Here is a 24170-nt window from a genome sequence, read left to right as displayed (position 1 = left end):
CAGTTGCTCCTATTAATAAGCGTTTAGTCGAGCGTGCATTTTGCAAAGTAGTTTATAGATCAATTTTGCCGATCGCCCATTCCTCTAGAAAACTCTTCAAGCGCATCCAAAGGCGAAGCAAACAAAATGCAGCGTTTGAGCAAACACAAGTCTAACTCCGGCAGTATTTCGCTGCTAGCAATGCGATCGTAACCTTCCTCTCGTAGATGGTAAAGCTCTAAAGTGCCATCTTCCCAAAACCAGACTTCCCGGACTCCCATCAGTCGGTATTTCTGAAGTTTAATCGGACTACCGCTAGTAATGACTACCTCAATACACAAATCGGGAACATCTTTATCTGTTCCGAAACAATAAGACAAATCTGCCTGATACTCGACTTTCCCCTCAACAATTTGACTGTAACTGCCACTCGGAAAAAATTGTATTCTATTAAATTGAAAAAAATTTATCAGTAGCGCTGCAATCAGACATCTAGTTGCCTCGTGAGGTTTACTAATTCCCACAATTTCTAAAACTCCCTCACAATAAAATAAGCGTACATTCGCCACATCCTCAAAGCCAGCTTGAATTGCCTTGAATTGATGCCATGTCAAACCGCGCCAAGTGAAACGCTGTTCGGCGGCAGGAGAAGTTGTTGGATTGTCTATAGTTTGAACCATGACTGTCCTGTTGATGTTCAAATGGGTAGCGCGGGATGGGCGGGTTTACGATTTTGCGAAATCGTTAGTTTTAGGAATTGATAGTGGGTAAAACCCGCCCCTACGTATAATCTTAGCTCAGCGGCTCGATTCCTGCCAAATCCAAAATTTGAGGAATTAAATCTTCTCGTTTGACTGCCATCATGTGAACTCCTTGACAAATCTGCCGCGCTAGCTTAACTTGTTCAGCAGCAATTTTTATGCCTTCCTGCAATGGTTCTGGAGCTTTAGCCAAACGGTCGATAGTCTCTTGTGGGATGTGAACTCCCGGCACGTATTTTTTAATAAATTCAGCATTTTTAGCTGATTTAAACAGAAAGATTCCTGCTAAAATTGGTTTGTTGCAGCCAGCAGCAATATTGTGCATAAACTTATCTAAAAGTTCAAAGTCTGTAATTAATTGACTTTGAAAAAATTGCGCTCCAGCCTCTACTTTTTTCTCAAATCGACTTTGCAAACCAGACCAACTGGGGCATTGCGGATCGACTGCAGCACCGACAAATAAATCGGTAACTCCGTCTGTTAAAGGTTTGTCATTCCAGTCTTGGCCGCCGTTCATTTTTTGAATGACTTGCAACAGCCGAACTGATTCCAAATCGAATACACTTTTTGCTTTAGGATGGTCGCCGGCTTTGACGGGATCGCCTGTCAGTGCTAATACATTGCGAATGCCTAAAGCGTGGGCTCCCATGAGATCCGCTTGCAAGCCAATTAGATTGCGATCGCGACAAGCAACTTGACAAATTGGCTCAATTCCGTGCTGCACTAAAATCGCCGAAACTGCTAGGGGACACATTCGCATCACTGCGCGACTCCCGTCGGTGATATTAATGGCGTGCACTCTGTTTTTGAGGCGTTGGGCCATTTGAATTGTGTGAGTCATGTCGCCACCTTTTGGCGGGGCAACTTCGGCGGTAATTATAAATTCTCCGGGGGTGGTGCAGGCTGTGCGAAAACGGTTCATGATTATTTGTCTGTTATTGGTTATTTGTTATTTTACAGTTGACAGTTGACAGTTGGCAGTTGTTAGTTGGCAGTTGGCAGTTGTTATTCTTAACCAGTAACCAATAACAACTAACCACAAACCACTAAACAGGTAAAGAATAACCGAAAGCTGTCTTAACCTTAGTTAGAGTTTGATTGGCAATAGCTTCTGCTTGTTCTCTTCCGCGACGCAGTACAGACTCTAAATATCCCGGATCGTCCATTATTTCCTTGTATTTATCCTGAATTGGTTTGAGCGCATTAATTGTCGTCTCTGTCAGCAAGGGTTTAAATTCTCCCCAACCCATATTTTCACACTCCGCTGCTACTTCTTCCTTAGATTTGCCGGAAAGCAGGAGATAAAGTGTCAGCAAATTTCTAGCTTCGGGGCGATCTGGGTCGTCAAAAGTCAAACCCCGCACGGCATCTGTTTTGCAGCGCTTAATTTTTTTGGCGATCGTATCTGGCGAATCCAATAAATTAATTCGACTTTGTTCGGAAGGGTCAGATTTCGACATTTTGCGCGTGCCATCTGTCAAACTCATCACCCTCGCACCGTCAGTCCGAATTAAGGGTTCGGGAAGTTTCAAGACTGGCTTTTCGGGTGTGCCGAATTGGTGATTTAATCTGATGACAATATCGCGGGTGAGTTCCAAATGCTGTTTTTGGTCTTCTCCCACTGGCACTTTGTCGGCATCGTAAAGCAAAATGTCTGCTGCCATTAACACGGGATAATTTAGCAAACCGGCGTTGACATTTTCACCTTGTTTAACTGCTTTTTCTTTAAACTGAATCATATCTTCGAGCCAGTTAATCGGCGTAATACAGTTGAGCAGCCATGCTAGTTCTGTGTGCGCCGAGACGTGGGATTGCACGAAAATAGTAGAATATTCTAAATCGATGCCGCAAGCTAAATACAGTGCCGCGATCGTGTAAGTGTCGGAGGCTAGAGTTGCTGGATTGTGCGGTGCGGTAATTGCGTGCAAATCGACTACGCAGAAGTAATTTTCGTACTGACTTTGATTTTCTACCCAGTTGCGAATGGCACCGAGATAATTGCCGAGGTGAAGATTGCCTGTTGGCTGAACTCCTGAAAGAACGCGCTGTTTGCCCATGAGGAAAGAATAGAATTGAACTCACATTTCTATATTGACACGTTATTTTGATTTAAGATCCTTTGATTTTTTGGCGATGGCCATTAGCAACGGGCTAGAAGCCCGTTCCACAAGACATAATTTTGGGGTAGGGATTAGCAACGGGCTAGAAGCCCGTTCCACAAAGCATTTTTTTTGATTAGGCTCCTACCCAATGCCCTATGCCCTATGCCTTATGCCCTATGACTAATTTCGATTACCAATCTGTCAGCAACCTTGCTTTACGCAAAACAAATGTCAGAACAGTTTCTTCGCCAGTAATAATATCGGCTCTGCCTTCCATTCCCGATTGAATCGAATACTGGCGGGGGACATTTGCCTGGGAGTTTCCGAAGAATTGGCCGTGGGCGGATTTGAGTTTTGTTAAATAAGTTTGTTCGGGCTTAATTGCCACTTCGTAATAAGCTGTACCTAAATTATTAGCCGGATTTTGAGTGGCGATCGCATCTGGGGCAATTTCGCTGACAGTTCCTTTTAATGTGCCGTAATCGGGGAAAGGCAAAGCCGAAATCCTGATCTGTACGGGTTGGCCGATTTGGATGCGGGCGATGTCTTGGGATGCCACCTTGGCTTTGACTACCAGGGGTACATCGCTGGGGACGATTTGGGCGATCGCGCTGCCGGCTTGTACGGTTTGACCAGTATTTCGTACTTCCAATCTGAGAATTGTACCATCAGCGGGGGCGCGGATTACGCTATTTTCGAGTTTTAACTCAATTTGATTTAGTTCTTTTTTAGCTTGAATTAATTGTTGTTGAAGGGACGATTCCTTGACGAGCAAAACCCGCCGACTTCGGCCCAGTCTTTCGGCGACATCCGGCAGCGGTGTGGCGATTTTTACTAAAGCTGATTCGATTAATTCCTGTTGGGCGGAACTTTCACTTTGGATGCTTTTAAATTGGGCGCTGGCCAAAATTTGATTTTCTAAGTCGCGCAGTTGCTGGTTGATTTGCAGTGCTGTGGTTTGAGACTGATTAATTATTTCTTCTAACTGTTTTTTTTGAGCGCCCAAACGCGAAGCGTCTACAACTGCGATCGCATCTCCTTCTTTTACTGTCTGATTCTCGCTGACAGCAATGCTTTCGACGGTTCCTTCGGTGGCGGCTTGCACGAGGCGCACTTCTCCGGCTGGACGGACGATCGCATCTGCTTTGACTGTAGCGCTGTATTTGGTGACGCTAGCAAGGGCGATCGCCCCGCCAAAGGTCGCCACCATCAAAATGCCCCCCAAAGTCGTCCAGTGGCTGACAGGGGGCAAAAACTGGTCGTTATCAAAGGTTTCAGCGGGTGTGGCTTCGGGAGTGAGAGACATGGCGGCTGGGGGAGAGGGGAATAGTTTGGAGTTTGGAGTTTTGAGTTGGGGGAGAGGCAGAGATCGCTGATTTGTTTTGTCACCTTTACTCTCACCTTTCCGGAAACCAAGAATAGGTTTAGAAGTCTAAATCAAAATTCACAGGGTAAAGGTAAAAATCCGCACAGCTTTGCCGTTCCCACCCACAAACTTCGCCAAATATCAAGAGGAGTGAAGCCAGAGGGCTACAGTCATTCGAGTTTAGATTTTAGATTTTAGATTTTGGATTGACTTGCGCGAGATAAATGCTCTTTCTTGAGAATTTTCGATTTGGGATTGATTCCACGGATAAATCACGTGGCGGGTATCACCTTTGAAATTCGCGGTCATGAAAATACGGCGTTTCCGCCATGAGTTTTGGCGCTGTTACCGGGTTTTTACTGTATGCGTAGGTAGTAAGTAAGTACATAGGTATTAATAGGAGTTATTTATGTCAGAAAATCAAGAAGGTTCACTCTTCATCGAACTAACCGATGGAGAATCTGCTACTGTCAACGGTGGCAGCATTACCAGCGGTGTTAGCGGTGCTAATAACAACAGCGAGACGGATAACAGCAGCAGCTATGGCCTGAATATGCTGTTTTTCCTGCCACCGCCTAGGCAGTTTTATCTGTACGATCCGAGCCGCGATCGCCCTTACCCAACCCTAGTGGTTTAGATAGCTGAGTCAAGTTGTGCGATCGAGTAAATTTTGAAAATTTATCCGTAGTATTCCGGATGTCGCACAGGACTACAAGAAGTATTACTCAGTATTTACACGAGACTCTAGAAATTAAATAATATTTCTAGTTTCCCTTCAATTTTATTAAGTTAAACGGAGTCCAATCATGAAAGAAACAAAGGACAATTCACTGTTTGCTGAACTTACATCTGAAGAATCAGCTAGCGTCAACGGCGGTCACTATTATGCCAATCGATACAATTGTCACCCGCAGCGGCGCAGTTGGGTCGTGTACCGCCGGAATTGCGACGGTTCATACAGAAGAGTAGTCCGCTACGCCTACTACTAAAGTTGAGTGCTAGGCAATTCAGATTTATAACTGTGGAATCGAGAAAGCACCCATAACTTTATGGGTGCTTTTTGCTGATTGGGTAGTTGGTGATGAGTAATCTTCTTTATGCTCTACCATTATTCATTTTGCAAAATGTTCAAGAACATCCCTTTGATCGGCAAAATGCCATTATTCGGACAAGTTAACAGGTTTAAGAAATATCAGGTTGTTCTCCAGCAGAGCGAAGAAGATTGCGGCGCGGCTTGTTTGGCTTCGATCGCGAAATTTTACGGACAAAATTTTACTATTAGCCGCTTGCGAGAATGTGCGGGCACCGGCCAAAAAGGGACGAGTTTACTTGGCTTGAAACAAGGTGCTGAGGCGATCGGCTTTAATGCTCGATCTGTGCGAGCAGCCGCTGCTATTTTAGACAAGCTCGATGATGCCCCTCTACCGATGATTATTCACTGGAGCGGCTCTCACTGGGTTGTTTTGTACGGAAAACAGGGCAACCAATATGCGATCGGCGATCCGGCTGTCGGTATGCGCTATGTTTCTAAAGCAGAATTAGCAGCAGCTTGGACAGATTGGCTGTGCTTGCTAGTAGAACCCGATGCGGAGCGGTTTTTTGCAGCCGCAGAGGGTCAACCGCCCGCTAATTCCTTAGAAAAATGGATGCGCCGGATTGGGATTTATAGCCCGATTTTAATGGAAGCATTTTTGCTGAATGCAGTGTTGGGTTTGCTGTCAATTTCTTCGCCTTTTCTAGTTCAAATGCTCACCGACGACATCCTGGTGCGGGGCGACAGACAACTCCTGGCGAGTGTGGCGCTCGCAGTTATAGTTATGAACCTTTTTAGCAGCAGTTTAGGATTGGTACAATCGAACTTAATTGCTCAGTTTTCCCAGCGTTTAGAATTGGGATTGGTGATGGAATTTGCGCGCAAGTTCCTGCGATTGCCTTTGAGTTTTTACGAAACTAGACGCAGTGGCGAAATTGTCAGTAGATTACAAGATATTCAAGAAATCAATAAATTAGTTTCTCAAGTCGCTATCAGCTTGCCCAGTCAATTTTTTATAGCTGTAGTTTCTTTTATTTTTATGTTATTTTACAGCAAGGAGCTGACGTTAGCAGCTACAGCTATAGCTCTGTTAATGACTGCCTCTACAGTGGTGTTTCTGCCCGCACTGCAGCAAAAAACGCGCAGTTTATTGGTATTGGAAGCCGAAACTCAAGGCGTTTTAGTAGAAACTTTTAAAGGCGCGCTGACTGTCAAAACTACTAGCAGCGGTCAGCAACTTTGGGAAGAATTTCAAACCCGCTTCGGTCGCTTAGCAAAGCTCACTTTTCGCACTACACAAATTGGCATTTTGAACAATATATTTTCTGATTTTTTTGCCTCTGCTGGCAGCATTACTCTGCTGTGGATTGGTAGCGGTTTAGTGATTGACAAGGTATTGAGTATAGGTCAGTTGCTAGCGTTTATTAGCATGAATCAAAACGTTACTACTTGGGTAAATTCGCTAGTAGGATTTACTGATGAAATGACTCGCGTGCAAACAGCTACTCAACGCCTGTCGGAAGTCATCGATGCTGAACCGGAAACTAAAGACGATACGAATAAACCTTTCGTAACAATTCAGAACCGCGACGGTATTGTTTGCAAGAGTGTTAATTTTCACTACCCCGGCAGACTTGACTTGCTGGAAAATTTTTCTGTCACATTTCCCGGCGGTCAAGCAATTGCTTTAATCGGTCATTCCGGCTGCGGAAAAAGTACGCTAGCCAAAGTAATTGCTGGTCTGTATCCGCTGCAATCTGGTAATATTAGAATTGGCGCTTATAACTTGCAGGATTTGTCTCTCGACAGTCTCAGACAGCAGGTAGTATTGGTTCCTCAAGAAGCGCATTTTTGGAGCCGTTCGATTATGGAAAATTTTCGTTTGGGCAGTCCAGATATCAGCTTTGAACAGATTGTTAAAGTCTGCAAAATTGCGGGGGCGGATGAATTTATCAGCCAATTGCCTGATAAATATCAAACAGTTTTAGGGGAGTTTGGAGCGAATATTTCTGGCGGACAAAGACAGAGATTGGCGATCGCCCGCGCCATTCTCAACAACCCTCCCGTATTGATTTTAGACGAATCTACCGCAGGGCTTGACCCCGCAAGCGAAGCGGAAGTCTTAGAAAATTTATTGATGTACCGGCACGGGAAAACGACGATTTTTATCAGTCACAGGCCGCGAGTGATCGATCGCGCCGATTGGATTATCATGTTAGAGCGCGGCCGGTTGAAAATGCAAGGCTCTGCTGCAAAATTGCGCTCTATTCCAGGAGACCATTTAGAGTTTTTGCATCCTTGAGCGAGTTAATAAAACGATAGGTTAAAATCTGTCGCTACACAAACAAAACCCGCCTGCGCGGTTCGACACCGAGTCAATCGATTTTAGATTTTAGATTTTAGATTAAAGAATTGAAGCATTGACTTGCGCGAGATAAATTCGGGGGATCCTTTATCGGATACAGGTTTTTTATTTCTCCGTCCTGAGTCTGCTTTCGGAATGAATCACGTGGCGGGTATCCTGGATGCTTTCGGTCAACACTCAACAGTCAACAGTCAACAATCATTTCGCTCGTGCAACCGGAATTGATGTCACTCATGACTAAGAACTTCTCTAAGGAATGAGAATTAAATAACTTCCACTCTAGAAAGTGGGATGGGCCTAAGAGCCCGTCTTTTAAGGACGGGCGGGACGCCCATCCCACAATAACCATTAAAATTGTAAGTTATTTAATTCGCGATCCTAAGATTCTTGAGCCAAAGTACACCGACCGCACAATCCGAAAAACTCCAAAGTGTGATAATAAATCTTGAAAGAATGAGATTGTTGCAGTTGGCTTTCTAAGTGGTGGACGGGGCATTCGTCGATCGTAATTGATGTGCCGCATTCGAGACAAGTTAAGTGATGTTGGTCTTGGTGGGCGGCACCGTAGAGAGACTCTCCACTAGCAAGCGTTCTGACGTGAACGAACCCCTCTCGCTTTAAACCGTCGAGGGAACGGTAAACGGTTGCTAGGCCCATGCTTTGGTCGCTGTTACGCAGTTCTAAGTAGATATCTTGGGCTGAGAGCGATCGATTCAGGACTTTGAGCAAGTTTAAAATACGCTCCTGACTGCGGGTGCGGTTGGTTCTCATAATTTTTTTGTGTAATCTGCTGGAATCAAATCTGTCGCTGTTTCTAGGCTATCTTACTTGGGCTAACCAAATGGCGATCGGCGCGCAGCTCGGTTGTAGAATACAATGGGGCTAACTTTCACATCACATACCGCAACATTCCCGTGACTCAGAAATATCTTGCCCAAATCTATGTTACCCTCCGCCCTTCTGTTTTAGATCCCGCCGGCACTGCCGTACAGTCTGGTTTGCAACACATGGGATACGACAATGTTGAGCGCGTGCGAATCGGGAAATACGTTGAATTGACGCTGACGGCTGCTGGTGAATCGGAGGCCCGCGAACAACTCGATCGCGTTTGCGACCAACTTTTGGCCAATCCAGTGATTGAAAATTATCGCTTTGATTTGACTGAAATTCCTGTTGCTGTGGAGACAGCGGCGCCATAAATGCGATCGTCCGTAGGGTGTTTTTAAACCCGGAGATCCCCCCTAACCCCCCTTAATAAGGGGAGTAGGGGGTGGGACAAGAGTTTTCAAAGTCTCTGTTAAAAACACGAAAACTCGCAATACTCAAAGTCAACCCCTACTCCCCTTCTTAATGGGGATTTAGGGGGATCGAGACTTCGATACAAGGGAGAAAAACATAAGATTTCAGTCTTAAGTTGACACCTCTTCCTTCTATCCGTTACATCCGTTACATCCGTTACAAAATCTGTTGCCGAACTTCCTTCTGCTTATGAAATTTGGAGTTATTGTTTTTCCTGGTTCAAATTGCGATCGCGATGTAGTGTGGGTGACTCAAGGGTTACTGCACCAACCAACTCGCATGATTTGGCACGAAGATACCGATATTTCGGATATTGATGTCATTGTAATTCCCGGTGGTTTCAGTTACGGAGATTATTTGCGGTGCGGCGCGATCGCCCGTTTTTCTCCGGCAATGCGGGCTACTGCGGAACACGCGAAACAAGGAAAGCTTGTATTGGGTATCTGCAACGGTTTTCAGGTGTTGACTGAAGCTGGTTTGTTGCCCGGTGCTCTGGTGCGGAATGCGGGATTGAATTTTATTTGCGATCGCGCTTCTTTGAAAGTCGAACGCGGTAATACTCGTTGGACTGCCGCTTATACTACGGGTGAAATCATCGATTTGCCGATCGCCCACGGTGAAGGCAACTATTATGCTGATGCCGATACATTAGCAGAACTAGAAGAGCACGAGCAAGTGCTGTTTCGCTACTGCACAGAGGCGGGCAAAATTAGCGATGCTGGCAATCCCAACGGTTCGTTAAATAATATTGCCGGCATTTGCAATCGCCAAGGCAATGTGTTAGGAATGATGCCGCATCCTGAGAGAGCTTCCGATCCGATGTTGGGCGAAACTGATGGGGTGAAATTGTTTCAAGGGTTGTTGATGGCAACTGTTGCTGCTGTTTTGTAGTTGATATTTGGAGTGTCTATAATTTTAGGAACAGGCAAGATGCCTGTTCCACAACAGATTAAATTTATTGTGGGGCGGGCCGGAAAGCCCGCTCTTTGCAACAGGCTTTCCGGCCTGTTGCACAACAGATTAAATTCATCTACAAATAGACATCTCCAATAATTACTGTGGAACAGTCATCCTGCCTGTTTTTGACAAGCTTTAACTGGTTCCCAGCCTCAGCCTGGGAACCTATATCCAGAGGCTCTGCCTCGCTTTAAAGCGACGCACCTACCAAATTAAAAATGCTAAAATGATTGGAAAGTCAATACATCGGAAAACAGTCCTATGCCTTCACCCTTTCCTGGAATGGACCCCTACTTAGAACACCCCGATTTCTGGCAGGAAAATCACAATCGATTGATTATCGCGATCGCGGATACCATCATGCCTCAAATTCGCCCTAAATATGAGGTTGCAATCGACAAACGCATCTATGAAATTACCGATCCAAATGACAGTAACAGCGACTCCCTTTTAGTAGGTATCCCCGATGTCGCGATTAAGCGTCAATCTAATAACCCGAATATTCCTACAGGTTCAGTTGCCACTTTAACTATAACACTTCCGACTACCGTCAAAGTGCCTGCTCCTCAAAAAATTAAACAGACTTACTTGGAAGTGCGAGAAATGGCAACTAAACAAGTTGTCACCGCAATTGAAATTCTTTCTCCCGTGAACAAACGTAGTGGAGAAGGAAGAATTACTTATCTCAAAAAACGCCAGAGTATTTTAGGTAGTTTAACCAATTTAGTCGAAATCGATTTACTGCGAAAATGGGAATCTATGCCCATCCTTAACAATTCTATTCAAAGCGATTATCGGATTTTAGTCAGTCCCAGTAATCGCCGTCCGTTTGCCGAACTTTATGCTTTTAATCTCCGCGATTCTCTACCTATATTTCCGCTTCCCTTGCGCGAGGAAGATGTAGAACCTATTGTTAATTTCCCAGAAATATTTGCAGGTGTTTACGATCGCGCTGGCTATGATTATCGGATCGACTATAATCAAGAACCCGTACCGTCTCTATCGGAAGAAGATCGGGTTTGGGCTATCCAACTTTTGCAAGAAAAAGAACTTCGAGATAATTAATTATATTTTACTTTATATCGTAGGGTGCGTCGCGATCGACAATCTCTAAATCAACTTGAAAATCTCCCAGCGACGCACCCTACAAATATCTCGCATTTTAGCTATGATAATTCACGCAATATTGTTTCTACCGTCATATCTGGCAGACCGAGCAACTGAGCGATTTGGCATGGTTCGATACCTTGACTGTGCAACTTACAAACGACATCAGCAACATCAATTTCGAGGCGTTCTATCTGAGTTTTGAATCTGGATTCAGTGGCGTATTTGTTGTCAGATTTGCTAGGTTCAGAAAGACAGGGGTTGAGGTTGAGGGTGTGGACGTATTCGACGTATTGATGAATATAATCTCTGCCGAAGTTTGAGTTATTACTGGAGGTATTGCTAATATTTCTGCGATCGACAGCAGCTTTGAGATTGCCTTTTTGCATCTCTTCATCCATCACTGCGGAGAGAGTTTTGAGTAGCTTGTAGCCGACTTCTCGGACGTATTTGGTAGTGTAGCGGGTGTCGCGAGCGATCGCTTCGTAGGTTTTACCATCATACATTCCCTGAAACAGTAGCCGTTGCAGCGTGTTGAGATGTTTACCTGTTTTTTCAAATATTAGACCATCGACCAATTTTAGCAGTTCGTTATCGTCAGGGACGGCTTGCAACGGGCGATCGTCGTTGGGCTGCATGGGTTAAGTGAAGAAATATAAAGTTAAGGAAACTTCGGGCTTTTTCAGTCTTTTTCGGGCTTTTTTGGTCAAGACATAGATGAGACAGGTGAGGTAGATTTCTTAAATCACCAACACAAAGCAACAGTATATGCGTGACAATTTAGCTTTGCTGGACAAGAACGATGACATATTGAACGGTAGCAGCGCCAAGAATCAAGCTGATTGCGGCTGTGGCTCAAAAAAAGCCACAACTCAAGAAACAGTATCGAATGCTCAGAATATCCAGAATATCTTTAGCTTGGGAAGCAACGATACGCTAGAAAGTTCGATCGCGCCATACTTTTTGAATGGTAACACGGGAAACGACTTTATCTCCGGTAGTCTTGATGGGGATATTGGGCGATCGACTTCTCAAGTCAGCAGTGGCTCACTTTCGATCGATGGTAGTGCATACATTTTAACTGAGCAAAGCGACACATTTACAATTCCCCTTGGCTTGCTGGATACTCTCATCGGCGGTTTGCGGGGTTTAGGCGGTGCGGATTCGATTACTGGTTCGGAATCTGGGGATGTCGTCTATGGCGACGAAGGAAATGACCGAATTGAAGGCCGAGGTGGTGCTGATTTGCTCTACGGCGGCTTGGGGAACGATTTTCTGAACGGAAATCAAGGAAACGATACTCTTTCCGGTGGCGAAGGGAACGACACAATTTATGGAGGAAAGGGCGATGACTTAATAGGCGGTAGCAACGGCGATGATGTCTTGTACGGTGACTTTGGGATAGATACTTTGACTGGCAGTACGGGTCAAGATATTTTTGTTTTGCCCAGTGGTAGTGCTGCGAGCACGACCTCTGCTGCCGATATAATCACCGACTTCAATAAAGACGATGATTTTATTGGACTAACTGACGGTTTAACAGAAGCAGGAGTGACTTTAGAAGCAGCTTCTATCGTACCAGGAACTTCAGATACGGTAATTAAAAATAGCGCTACTGGTGCGATCTTGGGTCGAGTTGTAGGAGTCTCACCAGCAGATGTGCAAGGACGCTTAGTAAAGGCAAACATTGTAACTTACGACACCCCGACAGCTAGACAAATATCAGCAGATACTTATGAAATGATTCTAGCAGGCAGTGATGGAAGTCAGTTTGTTTCTACCATCAAGAAAACTGACACTCAAGTGTATCAGGAATCTGTCAGATACACACCATCGAATCAAGACAACAGCAGCCTTCAACCCTACACAGTTCGCTACAATCCAGAAGGAACGCGAGCGGAACTCCAGCAAGCAGGTTCCTCCAATTCAGTCATTCTGCAACGAATTGACAATAACTCAGCCAGCGTAATAGAAAAAAGTGCGACAGGCGAAACAGAAGTTGGGAGAATTGGAGACTTGGGAACTGACTTTGCCCAAGGTTTAGCATTAGAGATTAGTTGCATTTTTGGCAAAGGTTTTTGTGAAGCAGTTGCGAAAACAGCAGAGATGGTAGCTCCATTGAATAACGTTGCTAAAGCTGGCTCTGCGTTGGCAAAATTTGGATTACCAACAAATGGAAGAAGCAGTGTCATTGAGGCATTTGCAGGAATGAGCCAAAATTCTAGTGTTATTTGTGCAGCTTTGTTTGGCAACGACGAAGACCTCAAAAAAGCAGTACAAAAGAAAAATCCCTTGGAAAAATTCATTAAGATTGGCGATTCAGTTCAAAACTTATTTAGTGGAATCAACAAATTTTTCTTTGATGGTAAGGGCGAACTATCATCTAATCTTCGCAAAGAATTAGGAATCAATGCTTGCGATCCGCAATCTCCAACAGTTCCACCACCGCCAAGTACAAATCCAAGTCCCCCAGCACCATCCACTGCCTCTTTAAAAATAGAGATACAACCGTCTGCTATCCCTTATCTGGGGACTGCTAACCTGAATGTCAAATACTCGAATCCAGACAACGACAGCAGAATTGTAGAGATCACGGGTACTGGTCAAAAAGGTCTTGGATCTACCAGTTTTCTAATTCCAGAAGATAAAAAGGGTCAAGGAGAGTTAAATTTCACTTTGACAAATCGTGGCAGAGAGCTAGGAGGACCAGGTAGTGAAAGCTTGGATAATTTCTTAGACGTTGGGATTGGGAATGGACAGGGAGGAGGACTATTTGCTGATGATTACAAACAACTATCATTTGATCTTCTTGCAGCTCCTAATCCCCTAGATTTCTTGCCTAATGTCTATACCCTTACTTCGGTAGAGGGCTTGACGCGGCGGTGATAATGGGTATAGTCGGGCGGGCACGGGGGCACCGCCCCTACAGGAATTATTGGGAATTTCAGTGTGATGTAGAGTTTGCTTAAGGCCGATCGCATTTTTTGTGGATGGGCGATCGAATTTGAGAGAAATGTGCGATCGAATTTGATTTGTTAGTCCGTTAGTTAGTCCGCGCCAGGGGCTAGTTGGTTCGTCGCCGAGTCCGCCAGGGGTTGAAACCCCCGGCTCATAGCGAAAGTCCTCTGAAAGAGGACTGAAGAATTAGATTGATTTAAGGATGAATTTTCAGTCGGTTTTCAACCGACTTGCGCTATGAGACGGGGGTTTGAACCCCCGGCGGGCCGTGCGACAAAGCAGACAAATTTTAAGTCGGTTTCAGGGCGATCGAATTTGAGAGAAATGTGCGATCGGGCAATAAGTTGTTCACCAATAAGTGATTAATGGGAACCCGATTAGTGCGATCGTTACTTGTTTCTCGGATTCTATCAGATTCAAAAAGATTGTGAGTAAAATAAACCGGGTTTGCGTCAGTTGTTTTTGTAAGTGAGTCTCGTAAAATGTTGGTAACATATTTTTTGGTATAGGCAATCGTGTAATAATTCTGCTGCCTATCTTTTTTAACCACAACACAGCTCAATCCTTACCCCGTCTGGATGTGGGGCGGGTTGTCACCCCCCCCTGCACACTAACAATCCTATTTTTTAATAGTCGCTTGCAAATAAAGCAGCGGGTCTTCAGCAACCCAACCCAAACCCGAATTGTACCGAACTTCAAAATGCAAATGAGATGGCGGAATGTCCCGTTTTCCCGTCGTCCCCACAGTTCCCAAAACTTCTCCAGACAGCACTTTTTGACCGACTTTTACCGCAATATCTTTCAAATGAGCGTAGCGCGTTTGCTTCCCCGCTTCATGGTTCACCACTACTAAATTCCCGTAATCCCCCTGCTGCCCGGCAAAGGCGACAGTCCCTTCGCCCGCCGCCAAAACCTGCGTACCCTCCGACGCCAAAAAATCTACGCCGCTGTGGAAAAAAAATTCGCGCCGCGCCTGATGCAATTGCCGCCCGTAACGCAAAGCTTCCACTGCAGGGGCGGGCAGCGGAAATCCTTGCACCGATGGCGCTGCATCGGGATTGATAGAAGGCCCGATCGACCTATTCACCGCAGGCACAAACACCGTTTTCCCCAAAGGCCTGCACCCATTCGCCTCAAATAGCAAATCTGCAGGCACTTTGTAAGCTTCTGCTAGTTTTTGCCAATTCCAGCCCGCAGGCACTTCTACCTCGCTGCCACTGTACGGAGGAATGACGATCGCACTTCCAGCAGATACTCCACCGCCCCGCAACATCGGATTGATCCCGATCAGCGCCGCAGGATTCACATTGTACTGCCGCGCGATGCTTTCTATTGTTTCGCCCTGGGCCACAGTGTGGCGGCGCAACCGAGACATAGCCGGACTCGGGCAATCGCGGGCGGGGTCGGGGTTTTCGACAGGTGCACCTAAAGGAAGATTTGCAGGTGGGATCTCGGTATTTGCCGCCGTTTTCCCAACGGGTGCGATCGACCAAATTAATGCAAAAATCAGCGGAAATAAGCGTTTCCAAGTCATTTTGTACATAAAAAAGTATTCATTTCGGACAGTTGACAATTTTAAAATCCTGTGAAACTACATATTTGACAGCTCTAGCCACCCCCCAGACTGTAAATCCCAGGCTAAGCCAAGTTAGGATGAGAATTATTAGTTTGATTCGCTCTTGGCAAATCCGGCAAAATTGCCTGTGATGCCGATGGGCGCCTGCCTGTTAACAGCTATGTTCTTGAGGAAGCGGTACGCCCCGCCCCGCTTCCTTCCCGTCGCCAAGACAAAAATGCTTGATTCGGAACCTGTCTGCGGGGATGAGGTACTTAGCGGGAGTTATTAAATGAGTTTATCTTTTAAGCAAGCGACCCTTTATGTGACTTTGCTGTCAATCGGCGGAGGTATGGGATGGTTGGGAAATCGCTATCTGCAAGGCTCAAACAATCTGGAAACCGGATTGGTTTTGCCAGTAGTACGCCAGCAAATTCCCCCCTATGCGTCTCCTCCTGTTCTGGAAAATCGGGCGGTCGATCGCAGCAATCCCAATTTTATTGCTGAAGCAGCCGAAAAAGTCGGCCCGGCTGTAGTGCGGATTGACGCCTCAAGCAAGGTGGCGAATCAAGTGCCGGAAGCATTCAAAAATCCTTTGTTTCGCCGGTTTTTTGGGGACAATTTGCCGCAGCCGGAAGAACGAGTCAAGAGAGGTACGGGTTCCGGGTTTATTCTCACTTCTGACGGCCGCATCGTTACTAATGCTCACGTTGTCTCCGGGACGGATACTGTCAAGGTGACGCTTAAAGACGGCCGCGAGTTTGAGGGTAAGGTGCAGGGAGTCGATCCGCTGACGGATGTGGCTGTGGTTAAAATTAATGCTAAGGAACTGCCGCAGGTGGCTTTGGGTCGATCGGACAATATTGTACCGGGACAGTGGGCGATCGCGATCGGCAATCCTTTAGGTCTCGACAATACCGTGACTGTGGGCATTATCAGCGCTACAGGGCGATCGAGTTCCCAAGTCGGCATCCCCGACAAGCGAGTCCGCTTCATCCAAACTGACGCCGCCATCAACCCCGGCAATTCTGGCGGGCCGCTACTCAATGACCAAGGCGAAGTAATTGGTATCAATACCGCCATTCGCGCGGACGCTCAAGGCTTGGGATTTGCAATTCCGATCGAAACCGCCAAACGAGTTTCCGATCAGCTATTCGCCAAAGGTAGAGCCGAACATCCCTATCTCGGCATTCAAATGGTCAGCTTGACTGCCGCCACTAAGGCAGAACTCAACAAACAGCTCGATAATAATAAAATTAACCTCGATCGAGGCGTAGCCGTGACGCGAGTCGTGGAAAATTCCCCCGCTCAAAAAGCCGACTTGCGCCCTGGAGATGTCATTCAAAAAGTTGACGGAATTGCGGTTAACACTCCCAGTGACGTGCAAGAACGGGTGGAAAACACTGTTGTGGGTAAAGAACTAGAACTGGAAATTAACCGTTTGGGTCAAGTTCAGAATATTAAAGTACGTCCGGGTGCTTTTCCCCTATCGGGTAGCTCCGCCGGTGGGTAATACCATTTTCGATTTTCGATTTTCGATTAAATAATTAAGAATGACTTACTGCATAAGGATTTGGAGCTTATCTGCAGTTGCATTCTTTTTTGCAATTGGTATTAGTTGCAAGGGTGGAGGATGGAAGATGAATCGGATGCTTTATAGTCTAGGAAGCAGTAACCAACCGAGTTTTTTCACCAAAAGCCTCGGTGTAGCGCGAGGGATAGCCGGTTAACAGCCCGGTTTCTTAATTCCCTCTGCCTCCATGATTCAGGATTATGGATTTTTCTGAACAACTTTCATCTTTTTGACTTCCCCAACCCGTCGATTTTTTTACTTGTCTTTGGGCGAGTTTGGTTTAATCGAGCTGGTGCTTGCTAAATTTTCTTCGAGGTGCATCCTTTGCTCCATTTGCCTCAAAAAATAGCCTGTCATCATCGCTGAAGCTAGCAAACCTGCTAAGTTTTCGCGATCGGTGGTAATTTCGACGTTAAAATTTTCTGAAGGCAAAACGCCGACAAGTCCTTGAACGTTATGAGAGATTATTTCTCTGATGTCGGGGCTGACGGACTTGGCGACGTGGGCTAGAACCTCCGGGGATTGGTGTTGGAGGTACTTCAGCAGTGGATTGACTGCGGTTTGTTGGGCATTGGATGTGTCAAAGTCAGGCTGAAAAACCATTTGGCGATTCTTAATTTCTGGCTGGTTACATTCTACTTCAAACTACTCGTCATTGCTTGGGTACAAATTTGCCTGAAAGTCAAGTTGCAATTGTTTTGGCATTTGGTCTACTTGAAAGTACCGATGAAATTTCTCGGTAACTTGTAACCAATACGACCGCCCTTCACTCGATCGCCGTTTGCGGACGAAACCCATTTCTACAAGTTCCTGCACTTGTTGGTAAGCTCCAGAACCTCGCAAGTTAACTAAATCTGGCTGAGCGATGCCGCCTTTGAGGGCGATCGCAGCCAGCGTCCGCAAAGCTCCCACACCTAATTCTGGAGGTATTAAAGTTTGCATTAAACTGGCAAACTCTTCTCTGAGTTGCAGGCTGTATCCTGTGGGGGTTTCGACGACTTCTAATGCACTGTCGCGGTGGGATGAGTCAGACATGAGTTCGATGATGGCGTCTTCGGCTTCGGCTCGATCGCACTTGGCAATCTCGGCAATTTCTGCGATCGACACTGGCTGACCTTTTAGGTAAAGTATGGCTTCTATTGTTGTGGCTAAGCGAGTCATTGGGGAATTAGTAACAAGGAATTGGGACGTTGAAAGAAAAAGCAAGAAGCAAGGAAGAAGGACTCAGGAAAACAACAGTTATCCGTATTTCCGTAACTTCGGTGTCGTGAATAATGAGAGTTAGTAATAAACATTCCCCTTACACAAATTATTAATAGTTTAGGTTAGGTTGAGAAACAAAACCTACACTATTAATTTTATTTTTTTAGATTAGTCCGAGACACAGAAATATATAACGTTTCTGCCTCTCCTGAGCTTAACCCTCTTTTCTAAATCTACGCAGAGGAAAACTGAAAATAAGGGAGATTGAGGTTTTGACAAATTGAACGATTTAAGTTGGTGACAAGGATTTGAAGTTGAAAAAAGCCTTCGGATAACTTAGGAACAGTAAAAACTTCTAGCCCAATTTTAATAAATTTAAATAGTACAAATGGTTGAACTATTAAACGGAGGTTGTTAAGAATATTCTGACACCCCTTTCCTTCATCCCACCCTGGATGTGATGAAAAATTAAACTCAGATTGTGGTGATAATTTTAGCAGTTGTTCAGAGTGGAGACTAACCATCAAATAAGCGCTAAAAATAATTTCCCACCATTGTTTTATTTGTGGATAATTATTTAAGCTAAAATCTGCCCATCCTAATTCGTTTTTACTTTGCTTCAAACCATATTCTACCCAAGTTCTTAAACCATAAAAATTACTAACTTCTGTGGGTGTAATGTTGGAAAACTTACTCATTACATACCAAGTAGTTTTTTTGGATAGCTCCTCTTTATCAGTTGTGATTTCCCCATATTTAATTTCCGGATTATCACCACAAATAATCTCTCTTATATATCTGTCTTCCGAGCTGAAATCTGAGAAGACACGTTTGAATATTGGCCTATTTGAATATTTGACTTTCGCGTCTGTAACTCCCCATTTTTTGTGGTTATAGCGGATTATTACAATAAAATTAAAATTCACTTTATCTAGTATTTGAAAAAAATTTTTACTACTTTCTCCGTATAAACTATCTGCTAGAACAAGATTAACTTTCAATCCAATCACACGCAATTGTTCGCTCATTTTTGCTACAAGTTCAGGTTGAGTTAGATATTCATCTCCTGGTTGCAGTCTTTCTCTCGGTTTATAAACTTCAAATAATAGAGGAAAAGTCATACCAGATAAAACACCATATGCTGTAACTGCAACGATACCATTATCTGTTTTACCTAAATTTCCAATGTACTGCCGTTTTACATAATCAGTAGCTTCCCCCTTTTTTTTATATCCTGTATCGTCAATTTTTAGTAGTATTAGGCGCAGTTGAACTACATACAATATTAATTCAAATCGTTGCCGACTTAAGTTTTTTACATCCCAAAGTGATTGTGTTATAAAATGGTGTAATGCTTGATGATCTAGCCCTATAACTTTCGCTATAGATGGTAGCATTTTGCGTTTGAGATCCGAGATCATACCGATATGTAAGTAATTAAAAGCTTCAAAGCTCCCAACTTCTGGAAATATGTTTTGGTATATTTGACAGTATTCATCTATAAATTTGATTGTGGGTACTGGTTGACGAGGCTCTACCATAGGACTGGCAATGCTTTTGGGGTGTGTCACTGCTTATACTACCACGAAAGTGACAAAAGAGGGTTAGGGTGTAAAATATATCAACCAATACAGATGACGGGGTTATGACATATTTTTGGTAAAAAAAGATAGCGTCAGTCTTGTTAAGAAGCCCCATCATTTAAAAATGTTACCTCAAGCATACCAAATTTGTTTCCAACAGCAGCTCAAAAACACCGAATACTTGACTCTGACTATTTTAGTTTTTCTCGTCCTAACCCATAAAAAAGTGAGTATTGAGTTATTGGCGAAATTGATGCCATACCCAATCATTTTGGAGAGCCGACAACGTTTTATTCAACGATTTCTCAAGGTGCCTATCCTCAAGATTGAAAAGCTTTGGTTTCCTCTGCTTAAATATATCGGGAGAACTCAGTTTAAAAATAAACAAGAGTTGAAGGTCGCCATCGCTCGAACGCCGTGGCGAGATAAAAATCTGTTGATGATTAGCCTAATTGGGGACAAGAGAGCTTTACCTTTGTACTGGCAGATAAGCTGATACGCAGCTACATTGTATAATATAAACATAACATAAGCGCTCATTAGTTATAATGTATCCCAGCCAAAAACCATCTCTCTAAACATCAAAAACAGAGACTCATTAAACTCTTAAAAGAGTCTGATGATAATTATGTGAGGTAAAATTTTCTAATCTTATTGCTAATAAATGACGGAAAACTTTATTAATAAATCAGTGGTTTTATGGAGATTGCTTACACAACGGTAGCTTATCGGTCAGTTGATGGAGAGCCCGATAATTTGGATATTTTTTTAGATAAAAGAAGCCCAGGTAATTTTCGCAAAGTCACTCCCGAGTCTGAAAAAATATTGATAAATACAATCGCTCTCCACCTACAACAACAACTAAAAGCCACCGAATATGTAACTCTAAAGATTTTGGTATATCTGTTTACTTGCCATAAACAAGTAAGCCTGAAATTGCTAGCTTCTTTAATGCTTTATCCAATTCAAGTTGAAAGCCACAGGCACAGCTTACAAAGATTTAAAAAATTGAATTTACTCCCAATATAACGCCTGTGGTTCCGTATTGTTCAAGAAATATTGAAAGAAAAATTAAAAAATCATAAATCGTTAAAGGTAGCTATAGATCGCACGAGCGTGGCGCGACAAAAACGTTTTTGTAATTAGTCTGATTTGGGACAAGCGAGGTATTCCTTTATACTGGCAGCTCTTAAACAAAATGGGTAGCAGGAATATCGCCGAGCAGCAATATCTAATTAGCCCGGTAAAAGAACTGCTTAAAGATTATGAAATAATTATATTAGGCGACCGTGAATTTGGGAGCGTCAAGCTGGCGTCTTGGCTGTGTGAGCAGCAAGTAAAGTTTGTTCTTAGAATTAAACAGGAGCGTTATATCGAATCAGAAGAAGCCGATTATGTCCACTTATCTGAGTTAGGATTACTACCAAGAAGTAGCTTCGATCTAACCCGAGTTAAAGTGACCCAACAAAAAGGGTTTAGTTATTTTGATGTCGCCGGTTATTGGAGCCGTAAATATCTAGGAAAAGTGGATGAAGAAGGTTGGTATCTGCTGACTAATTTAGGGTAATTGAGGTCAGCAATTGCTGCTTTTAAATGTCGCAGCGGTATTGAAGGTATGTTCAAGAACTGTAAGACAGCTAGTTACAATGAGCGAGAAGAGTCACGCTAACAATGAGCGATTAAAAAGCTCGATTTTAGTCATTGCTATTGCTTACAGTTGTGCTGTTATCCAAGGAAACAAAATCTAGCAAATGGTAATTCAAAAATATACGGGAGGGTTGACTGAATGCAAGCTATCCTATCACCGTCACAGCAGTTGTTGGATGGAATTATCTGGTCAATTTTGGGTGGTTGGAATAGAGTTCGGCCAAGAAATAGTTGCGCTTATTAATGAGAATTAGACGTAACAATCTGCTATTTTTTCAGAGGAATTTGAGAGCAATGTCCTTGATTTTATCAAGATTTTGACTCTTTTGTCACTCCGTCAGGAACTCGAATGCTTCTATGAGTAGATAATTCCTTGACTAACTCAGTCCAACCAATGTCGTTGGGTGAAACATCCAAGTAAACGGCAATTGGTATACCGATTAAATTAGCTTGAGCGGCTATAGCTGTCGCAATACTAAGAATGTGTTTTATGCTATCAATTATTTGAACTTTAAAGCGCGATTTGTCTGAAAAGAATTGGCGAAGATAGCGAAATGCTAAAGTTGTCTTGCCTTTGCCAGAAGCGCCGTGGATAATAACGACTATGTTTTCTTCAAATCTTTTAGCTATTTGTTGTAAGTTTTTATGACGCAAGACATCAACATCCGCCAAAATATGCTAGTAACGAGCTGAAATTCCGCGATAAAATTCATCGGATAATTCATTTTTTACTTGGGCATCAATCTCTTGCTCTTCTAGAGGCACAATTACCCGTTCCCCTTCTAGCGAATTCAGTCAGAAGTTTTGAGTAAGGTTCGGGTTAAAACCTCCTTGAATGTTTCCATAAATTTTGTCTGCCATGTTCGTAATATTCTGACTTGTTTGTGGCTGAGACTTCACAGCGTCAGCCAAAGCTTGAACTGCCAGCGCGATTTCAGAGTCTGATTTTGCTGCTGACTCTACTTTTTCCACCAAAACGGCTTGTCCATAATCCTATGGCTGCTGTTCAACTAATTCTGGATGTTGTCCTACTAATTCTATTGCCCTTGCTGTATCAGGAGATTTGCGCTTGAGCAGTTGCATCAAGTGGCTGCCTTTCTCCAATACTTTTTCTCCTAAAATTTCGCCTTTCTTTTCAATGGCTTTCGTTAAAACCAAAGTTGCGATCGCGCCAGCCGTGAAGGGTTCCATATCTTACCAATTGTAAATGGAGTGAGTTAGGTAGGTAGCTTTTCATTAACTATCCTAGCTTCCAGAGTAGAGAAGCCTCAATCATGCACATCCAGACAAGTCTTTAGTTTGAGCCACATATCCCTCCTAAAAAGAGCGATCGCCCCTACATTAACCAATCTAACTGAAGGGCGATCGCCCTTTCATTCCCAAAAAGCGATCGCCCTAAAAAGGAATATACTCAACAGCATTCCTCCATTCATCGGATTCTGAGGCTAAAGCAAGGAGTTCCAAATACCACTTACAACAACCCCTTAGCTCGCATTCTCACGAAAAATGGTGAAGGCGAAAGCAGAGATTTGTTCTGTTGTACCTGCTCCCATTCCCTCCGAATCTCCTGCTCAATTTTAGCTTGAAAGTCGAAGTCATAAATCATTGCTGTATGAGCCTCTGACTGCATCAAATAAGGATGCTGGCGACACATTTCTTCCACTGACCAACCGTAAGCTAGATAATCCATCACAATCTGAGCAACTCGCACGCGGGTTGACCCGCTACTTTCTCGATATGAGGATAAATTAAAGCTGATGTCATTGCTTTTTGGATCTATCTCTACAGGAGCTTAGCATAAATAGTATTATAACAGTCCGCCAAATAGGACTTAGCATGGGATCCAGAAACCGGGTTTTTTACGAAAATACTTTGTTGTTACCCGCAAATAAGGTAAAAAACCCGGTTTCTTTGGCGGAGTCCATAAATTTTGTTATTGATGATTGTCGCCGATCGCCGTTACAATTATTACAGTATTCGATTCTCAACAAACCCGATGACCATCAAACCGATTCGGTGGGTTGGCGCTGCCCGCGAAGAAATCCAATCTCTTCCTGAAGAAGCCCGAAAAGATGCTGGTTTTGCACTTTGGACGATCCAGCAAGGCATACCACCATCAGACTTTAAACCCATGTCGATCGTAGGTAAAGGCGTTGAGGAAATTCGGATTCGGACAGAAGATGCCTATCGGGTATTCTATATTGCTAGATTTGAAGAAGCTATTTACGTCCTCCATGCCTTCCAGAAGAAAACCCAGAAGACAGCCAAGAAAAATATCGAATTTGGACAGAAACGCTACCAACAACTTTTACAAAATCGTTTGAATTCAATAGAATCTGAACAATGAGCGAAAATACCATTACCCAAGCCAACGATAATATCTTTCTCGACCTCGGATTTTCAGCCGAAGAAGCCGATAATTTACTAATCCGATCGCAACTAATGCTAGCCCTGCAAAATCAGATTAAACATCACGGTTGGACAATCGACCAAACGGCTCAACATCTCAAACACTCAAGGAACGAAATCAAAGCTTTGACTCAAGGTAAAATTGGGCAGTTCTCCGTTGATACTTTGATTGTAATGCTCAACCAAGTAGGCATGACTGTCAAAGTCGAAATTTTTCCCAAGGTAGCTTAGGGCGATCGCCCTTTCATTCCCAAAAACCGATCGCCCTTTCAT

General features: G+C 43.9%; 29 protein-coding genes. 14 read left to right on the top strand and 15 right to left on the bottom strand.

Features of this window, described 5'->3' with window-relative positions; genetic code table 11:
* Window positions 1-59: 59 nt before the first annotated feature.
* The 4 genes from QUA50_RS09505 to QUA50_RS09490 form a co-directional block, all read right to left on the bottom strand.
* Window positions 60-659 (bottom strand): Uma2 family endonuclease, encoded by a 600-nt coding sequence (locus QUA50_RS09505; protein ID WP_333263253.1) that lies wholly within the window; start codon window positions 657-659, stop codon window positions 60-62.
* A 112-nt stretch (window positions 660-771) separates the two neighbouring features.
* Entirely contained in the window at window positions 772-1662 is an 891-nt protein-coding gene (locus QUA50_RS09500; protein ID WP_333263251.1) for a methylenetetrahydrofolate reductase, read from the bottom strand.
* 124 nt (window positions 1663-1786) lie between these two features.
* Window positions 1787-2797, bottom strand: a complete 1011-nt coding sequence (trpS, locus tag QUA50_RS09495; RefSeq protein ID WP_333263248.1) for a tryptophan--tRNA ligase — start codon at window positions 2795-2797, stop codon at window positions 1787-1789.
* 235 nt (window positions 2798-3032) lie between these two features.
* Window positions 3033-4148 carry an HlyD family efflux transporter periplasmic adaptor subunit gene (locus QUA50_RS09490; protein ID WP_333263245.1) on the bottom strand — a complete coding sequence of 372 codons (1116 nt, stop codon included), beginning with the start codon at window positions 4146-4148 and terminating at the stop codon, window positions 3033-3035.
* Window positions 4149-4617: 469 nt separating this feature from the next.
* Here QUA50_RS09490 and QUA50_RS09485 point away from each other — a divergent pair, with 469 nt between their 5' ends.
* The 3 genes from QUA50_RS09485 (at window position 4618) to QUA50_RS09475 (ending at window position 7543) form a co-directional block, all read left to right on the top strand.
* Entirely contained in the window at window positions 4618-4845 is a 228-nt protein-coding gene (locus QUA50_RS09485; protein WP_333263244.1) for a secretion protein HlyD, read from the top strand.
* A 169-nt stretch (window positions 4846-5014) separates the two neighbouring features.
* Window positions 5015-5197: a hypothetical protein gene (locus tag QUA50_RS09480; protein ID WP_333263241.1), complete on the top strand. Its 183-nt coding sequence runs from the start codon at window positions 5015-5017 to the stop codon at window positions 5195-5197.
* A 135-nt stretch (window positions 5198-5332) separates the two neighbouring features.
* The gene (locus QUA50_RS09475; protein ID WP_333263238.1) at window positions 5333-7543 is read left to right on the top strand and encodes a peptidase domain-containing ABC transporter; all 2211 of its coding nucleotides are present in this window, start codon (window positions 5333-5335) and stop codon (window positions 7541-7543) included.
* 441 nt (window positions 7544-7984) lie between these two features.
* Here the strand turns inward: QUA50_RS09475 and QUA50_RS09470 are convergent, their stop codons facing one another.
* Complete coding sequence (locus QUA50_RS09470) at window positions 7985-8377, bottom strand: Fur family transcriptional regulator (RefSeq protein ID WP_333263234.1); 393 nt, start codon at window positions 8375-8377, stop codon at window positions 7985-7987.
* Window positions 8378-8520: 143 nt separating this feature from the next.
* Here QUA50_RS09470 and purS point away from each other — a divergent pair, with 143 nt between their 5' ends.
* The 3 genes from purS to QUA50_RS09455 all read left to right on the top strand — a co-directional run bounded on the left by purS (window position 8521) and on the right by QUA50_RS09455 (window position 10927).
* On the top strand, window positions 8521-8805 hold the full coding sequence (purS, locus tag QUA50_RS09465; protein ID WP_333263231.1) for a phosphoribosylformylglycinamidine synthase subunit PurS: 285 nt from the start codon (window positions 8521-8523) through the stop codon (window positions 8803-8805).
* Window positions 8806-9094: 289 nt separating this feature from the next.
* The gene (gene purQ / locus QUA50_RS09460) at window positions 9095-9796 is read left to right on the top strand and encodes a phosphoribosylformylglycinamidine synthase subunit PurQ (RefSeq protein WP_015177256.1); all 702 of its coding nucleotides are present in this window, start codon (window positions 9095-9097) and stop codon (window positions 9794-9796) included.
* A gap of 327 nt (window positions 9797-10123) precedes the next feature.
* Window positions 10124-10927 carry a DUF4058 family protein gene (locus QUA50_RS09455; RefSeq protein ID WP_333263226.1) on the top strand — a complete coding sequence of 268 codons (804 nt, stop codon included), beginning with the start codon at window positions 10124-10126 and terminating at the stop codon, window positions 10925-10927.
* Window positions 10928-11028: 101 nt separating this feature from the next.
* Here the strand turns inward: QUA50_RS09455 and QUA50_RS09450 are convergent, their stop codons facing one another.
* Window positions 11029-11607 carry a hypothetical protein gene (locus QUA50_RS09450; protein WP_333263223.1) on the bottom strand — a complete coding sequence of 193 codons (579 nt, stop codon included), beginning with the start codon at window positions 11605-11607 and terminating at the stop codon, window positions 11029-11031.
* 130 nt (window positions 11608-11737) lie between these two features.
* Here QUA50_RS09450 and QUA50_RS09445 point away from each other — a divergent pair, with 130 nt between their 5' ends.
* Complete coding sequence (locus QUA50_RS09445) at window positions 11738-13855, top strand: calcium-binding protein (RefSeq protein WP_333263220.1); 2118 nt, start codon at window positions 11738-11740, stop codon at window positions 13853-13855.
* A gap of 361 nt (window positions 13856-14216) precedes the next feature.
* Here QUA50_RS09445 and QUA50_RS09440 read toward each other — a convergent pair whose 3' ends face one another.
* Both QUA50_RS09440 and QUA50_RS09435 read right to left on the bottom strand, forming a co-directional pair.
* Window positions 14217-14477 carry a hypothetical protein gene (locus QUA50_RS09440; RefSeq protein WP_333298656.1) on the bottom strand — a complete coding sequence of 87 codons (261 nt, stop codon included), beginning with the start codon at window positions 14475-14477 and terminating at the stop codon, window positions 14217-14219.
* 69 nt (window positions 14478-14546) lie between these two features.
* Entirely contained in the window at window positions 14547-15470 is a 924-nt protein-coding gene (locus QUA50_RS09435) for a M23 family metallopeptidase (RefSeq protein ID WP_333263218.1), read from the bottom strand.
* 304 nt (window positions 15471-15774) lie between these two features.
* On the opposite strand from QUA50_RS09435, the gene QUA50_RS09430 reads away from it, so the two are divergent.
* Window positions 15775-16995 carry an HhoA/HhoB/HtrA family serine endopeptidase gene (locus tag QUA50_RS09430; protein WP_333263216.1) on the top strand — a complete coding sequence of 407 codons (1221 nt, stop codon included), beginning with the start codon at window positions 15775-15777 and terminating at the stop codon, window positions 16993-16995.
* A gap of 315 nt (window positions 16996-17310) precedes the next feature.
* Here QUA50_RS09430 and QUA50_RS09425 read toward each other — a convergent pair whose 3' ends face one another.
* From QUA50_RS09425 to QUA50_RS09415, 3 genes are all read right to left on the bottom strand, one after another.
* Window positions 17311-17658 carry a DUF760 domain-containing protein gene (locus tag QUA50_RS09425; protein WP_333263214.1) on the bottom strand — a complete coding sequence of 116 codons (348 nt, stop codon included), beginning with the start codon at window positions 17656-17658 and terminating at the stop codon, window positions 17311-17313.
* Between the two features lie 42 nt (window positions 17659-17700).
* Entirely contained in the window at window positions 17701-18216 is a 516-nt protein-coding gene (scpB, locus tag QUA50_RS09420) for an SMC-Scp complex subunit ScpB (protein WP_333263211.1), read from the bottom strand.
* Between the two features lie 275 nt (window positions 18217-18491).
* Window positions 18492-19799: an IS701 family transposase gene (locus QUA50_RS09415; RefSeq protein ID WP_333263307.1), complete on the bottom strand. Its 1308-nt coding sequence runs from the start codon at window positions 19797-19799 to the stop codon at window positions 18492-18494.
* A gap of 115 nt (window positions 19800-19914) precedes the next feature.
* Here QUA50_RS09415 and QUA50_RS09410 point away from each other — a divergent pair, with 115 nt between their 5' ends.
* From QUA50_RS09410 to QUA50_RS09400, 3 genes are all read left to right on the top strand, one after another.
* A complete protein-coding gene (locus QUA50_RS09410) occupies window positions 19915-20337 on the top strand; it encodes a hypothetical protein (RefSeq protein WP_333263210.1) in 423 nt (140 codons plus the stop codon).
* Between the two features lie 203 nt (window positions 20338-20540).
* Window positions 20541-20870 carry a hypothetical protein gene (locus QUA50_RS09405; RefSeq protein WP_333298654.1) on the top strand — a complete coding sequence of 110 codons (330 nt, stop codon included), beginning with the start codon at window positions 20541-20543 and terminating at the stop codon, window positions 20868-20870.
* 169 nt (window positions 20871-21039) lie between these two features.
* Window positions 21040-21408 carry a transposase gene (locus tag QUA50_RS09400; RefSeq protein WP_333263207.1) on the top strand — a complete coding sequence of 123 codons (369 nt, stop codon included), beginning with the start codon at window positions 21040-21042 and terminating at the stop codon, window positions 21406-21408.
* A 389-nt stretch (window positions 21409-21797) separates the two neighbouring features.
* On the opposite strand, the gene QUA50_RS09395 is transcribed toward QUA50_RS09400, so the two are convergent.
* The 3 genes from QUA50_RS09395 to QUA50_RS09385 form a co-directional block, all read right to left on the bottom strand.
* Window positions 21798-22160 carry an nSTAND3 domain-containing NTPase gene (locus QUA50_RS09395; RefSeq protein WP_333263204.1) on the bottom strand — a complete coding sequence of 121 codons (363 nt, stop codon included), beginning with the start codon at window positions 22158-22160 and terminating at the stop codon, window positions 21798-21800.
* Between the two features lie 123 nt (window positions 22161-22283).
* Complete coding sequence (locus QUA50_RS09390) at window positions 22284-22460, bottom strand: hypothetical protein (RefSeq protein ID WP_333299361.1); 177 nt, start codon at window positions 22458-22460, stop codon at window positions 22284-22286.
* 21 nt (window positions 22461-22481) lie between these two features.
* A complete protein-coding gene (locus QUA50_RS09385) occupies window positions 22482-22679 on the bottom strand; it encodes a hypothetical protein (protein WP_333263199.1) in 198 nt (65 codons plus the stop codon).
* 108 nt (window positions 22680-22787) lie between these two features.
* Between QUA50_RS09385 and QUA50_RS09380 the strand changes: the two genes are divergently transcribed.
* On the top strand, window positions 22788-22931 hold the full coding sequence (locus tag QUA50_RS09380) for a hypothetical protein (protein ID WP_333263196.1): 144 nt from the start codon (window positions 22788-22790) through the stop codon (window positions 22929-22931).
* A 28-nt stretch (window positions 22932-22959) separates the two neighbouring features.
* Here the strand turns inward: QUA50_RS09380 and QUA50_RS09375 are convergent, their stop codons facing one another.
* Window positions 22960-23199 (bottom strand): DUF433 domain-containing protein, encoded by a 240-nt coding sequence (locus QUA50_RS09375; RefSeq protein WP_333263193.1) that lies wholly within the window; start codon window positions 23197-23199, stop codon window positions 22960-22962.
* A 228-nt stretch (window positions 23200-23427) separates the two neighbouring features.
* On the opposite strand from QUA50_RS09375, the gene QUA50_RS09370 reads away from it, so the two are divergent.
* Window positions 23428-23835 (top strand): type II toxin-antitoxin system RelE/ParE family toxin, encoded by a 408-nt coding sequence (locus tag QUA50_RS09370; RefSeq protein ID WP_333298662.1) that lies wholly within the window; start codon window positions 23428-23430, stop codon window positions 23833-23835.
* Window positions 23832-24128: an XRE family transcriptional regulator gene (locus QUA50_RS09365; protein WP_333263188.1), complete on the top strand. Its 297-nt coding sequence runs from the start codon at window positions 23832-23834 to the stop codon at window positions 24126-24128. The genes QUA50_RS09370 and QUA50_RS09365 overlap by 4 nt, the downstream gene beginning before the upstream one ends.
* Window positions 24129-24170: the final 42 nt, after the last annotated feature.

The sequence above is a fragment of the Microcoleus sp. M2_D5 genome (assembly GCF_036701935.1).
GTDB lineage: Bacteria > Cyanobacteriota > Cyanobacteriia > Cyanobacteriales > Microcoleaceae > Microcoleus.
Note: the sequence above shows the minus strand (reverse complement) of the source record. Positions and strands in the feature narration are given on the sequence as shown.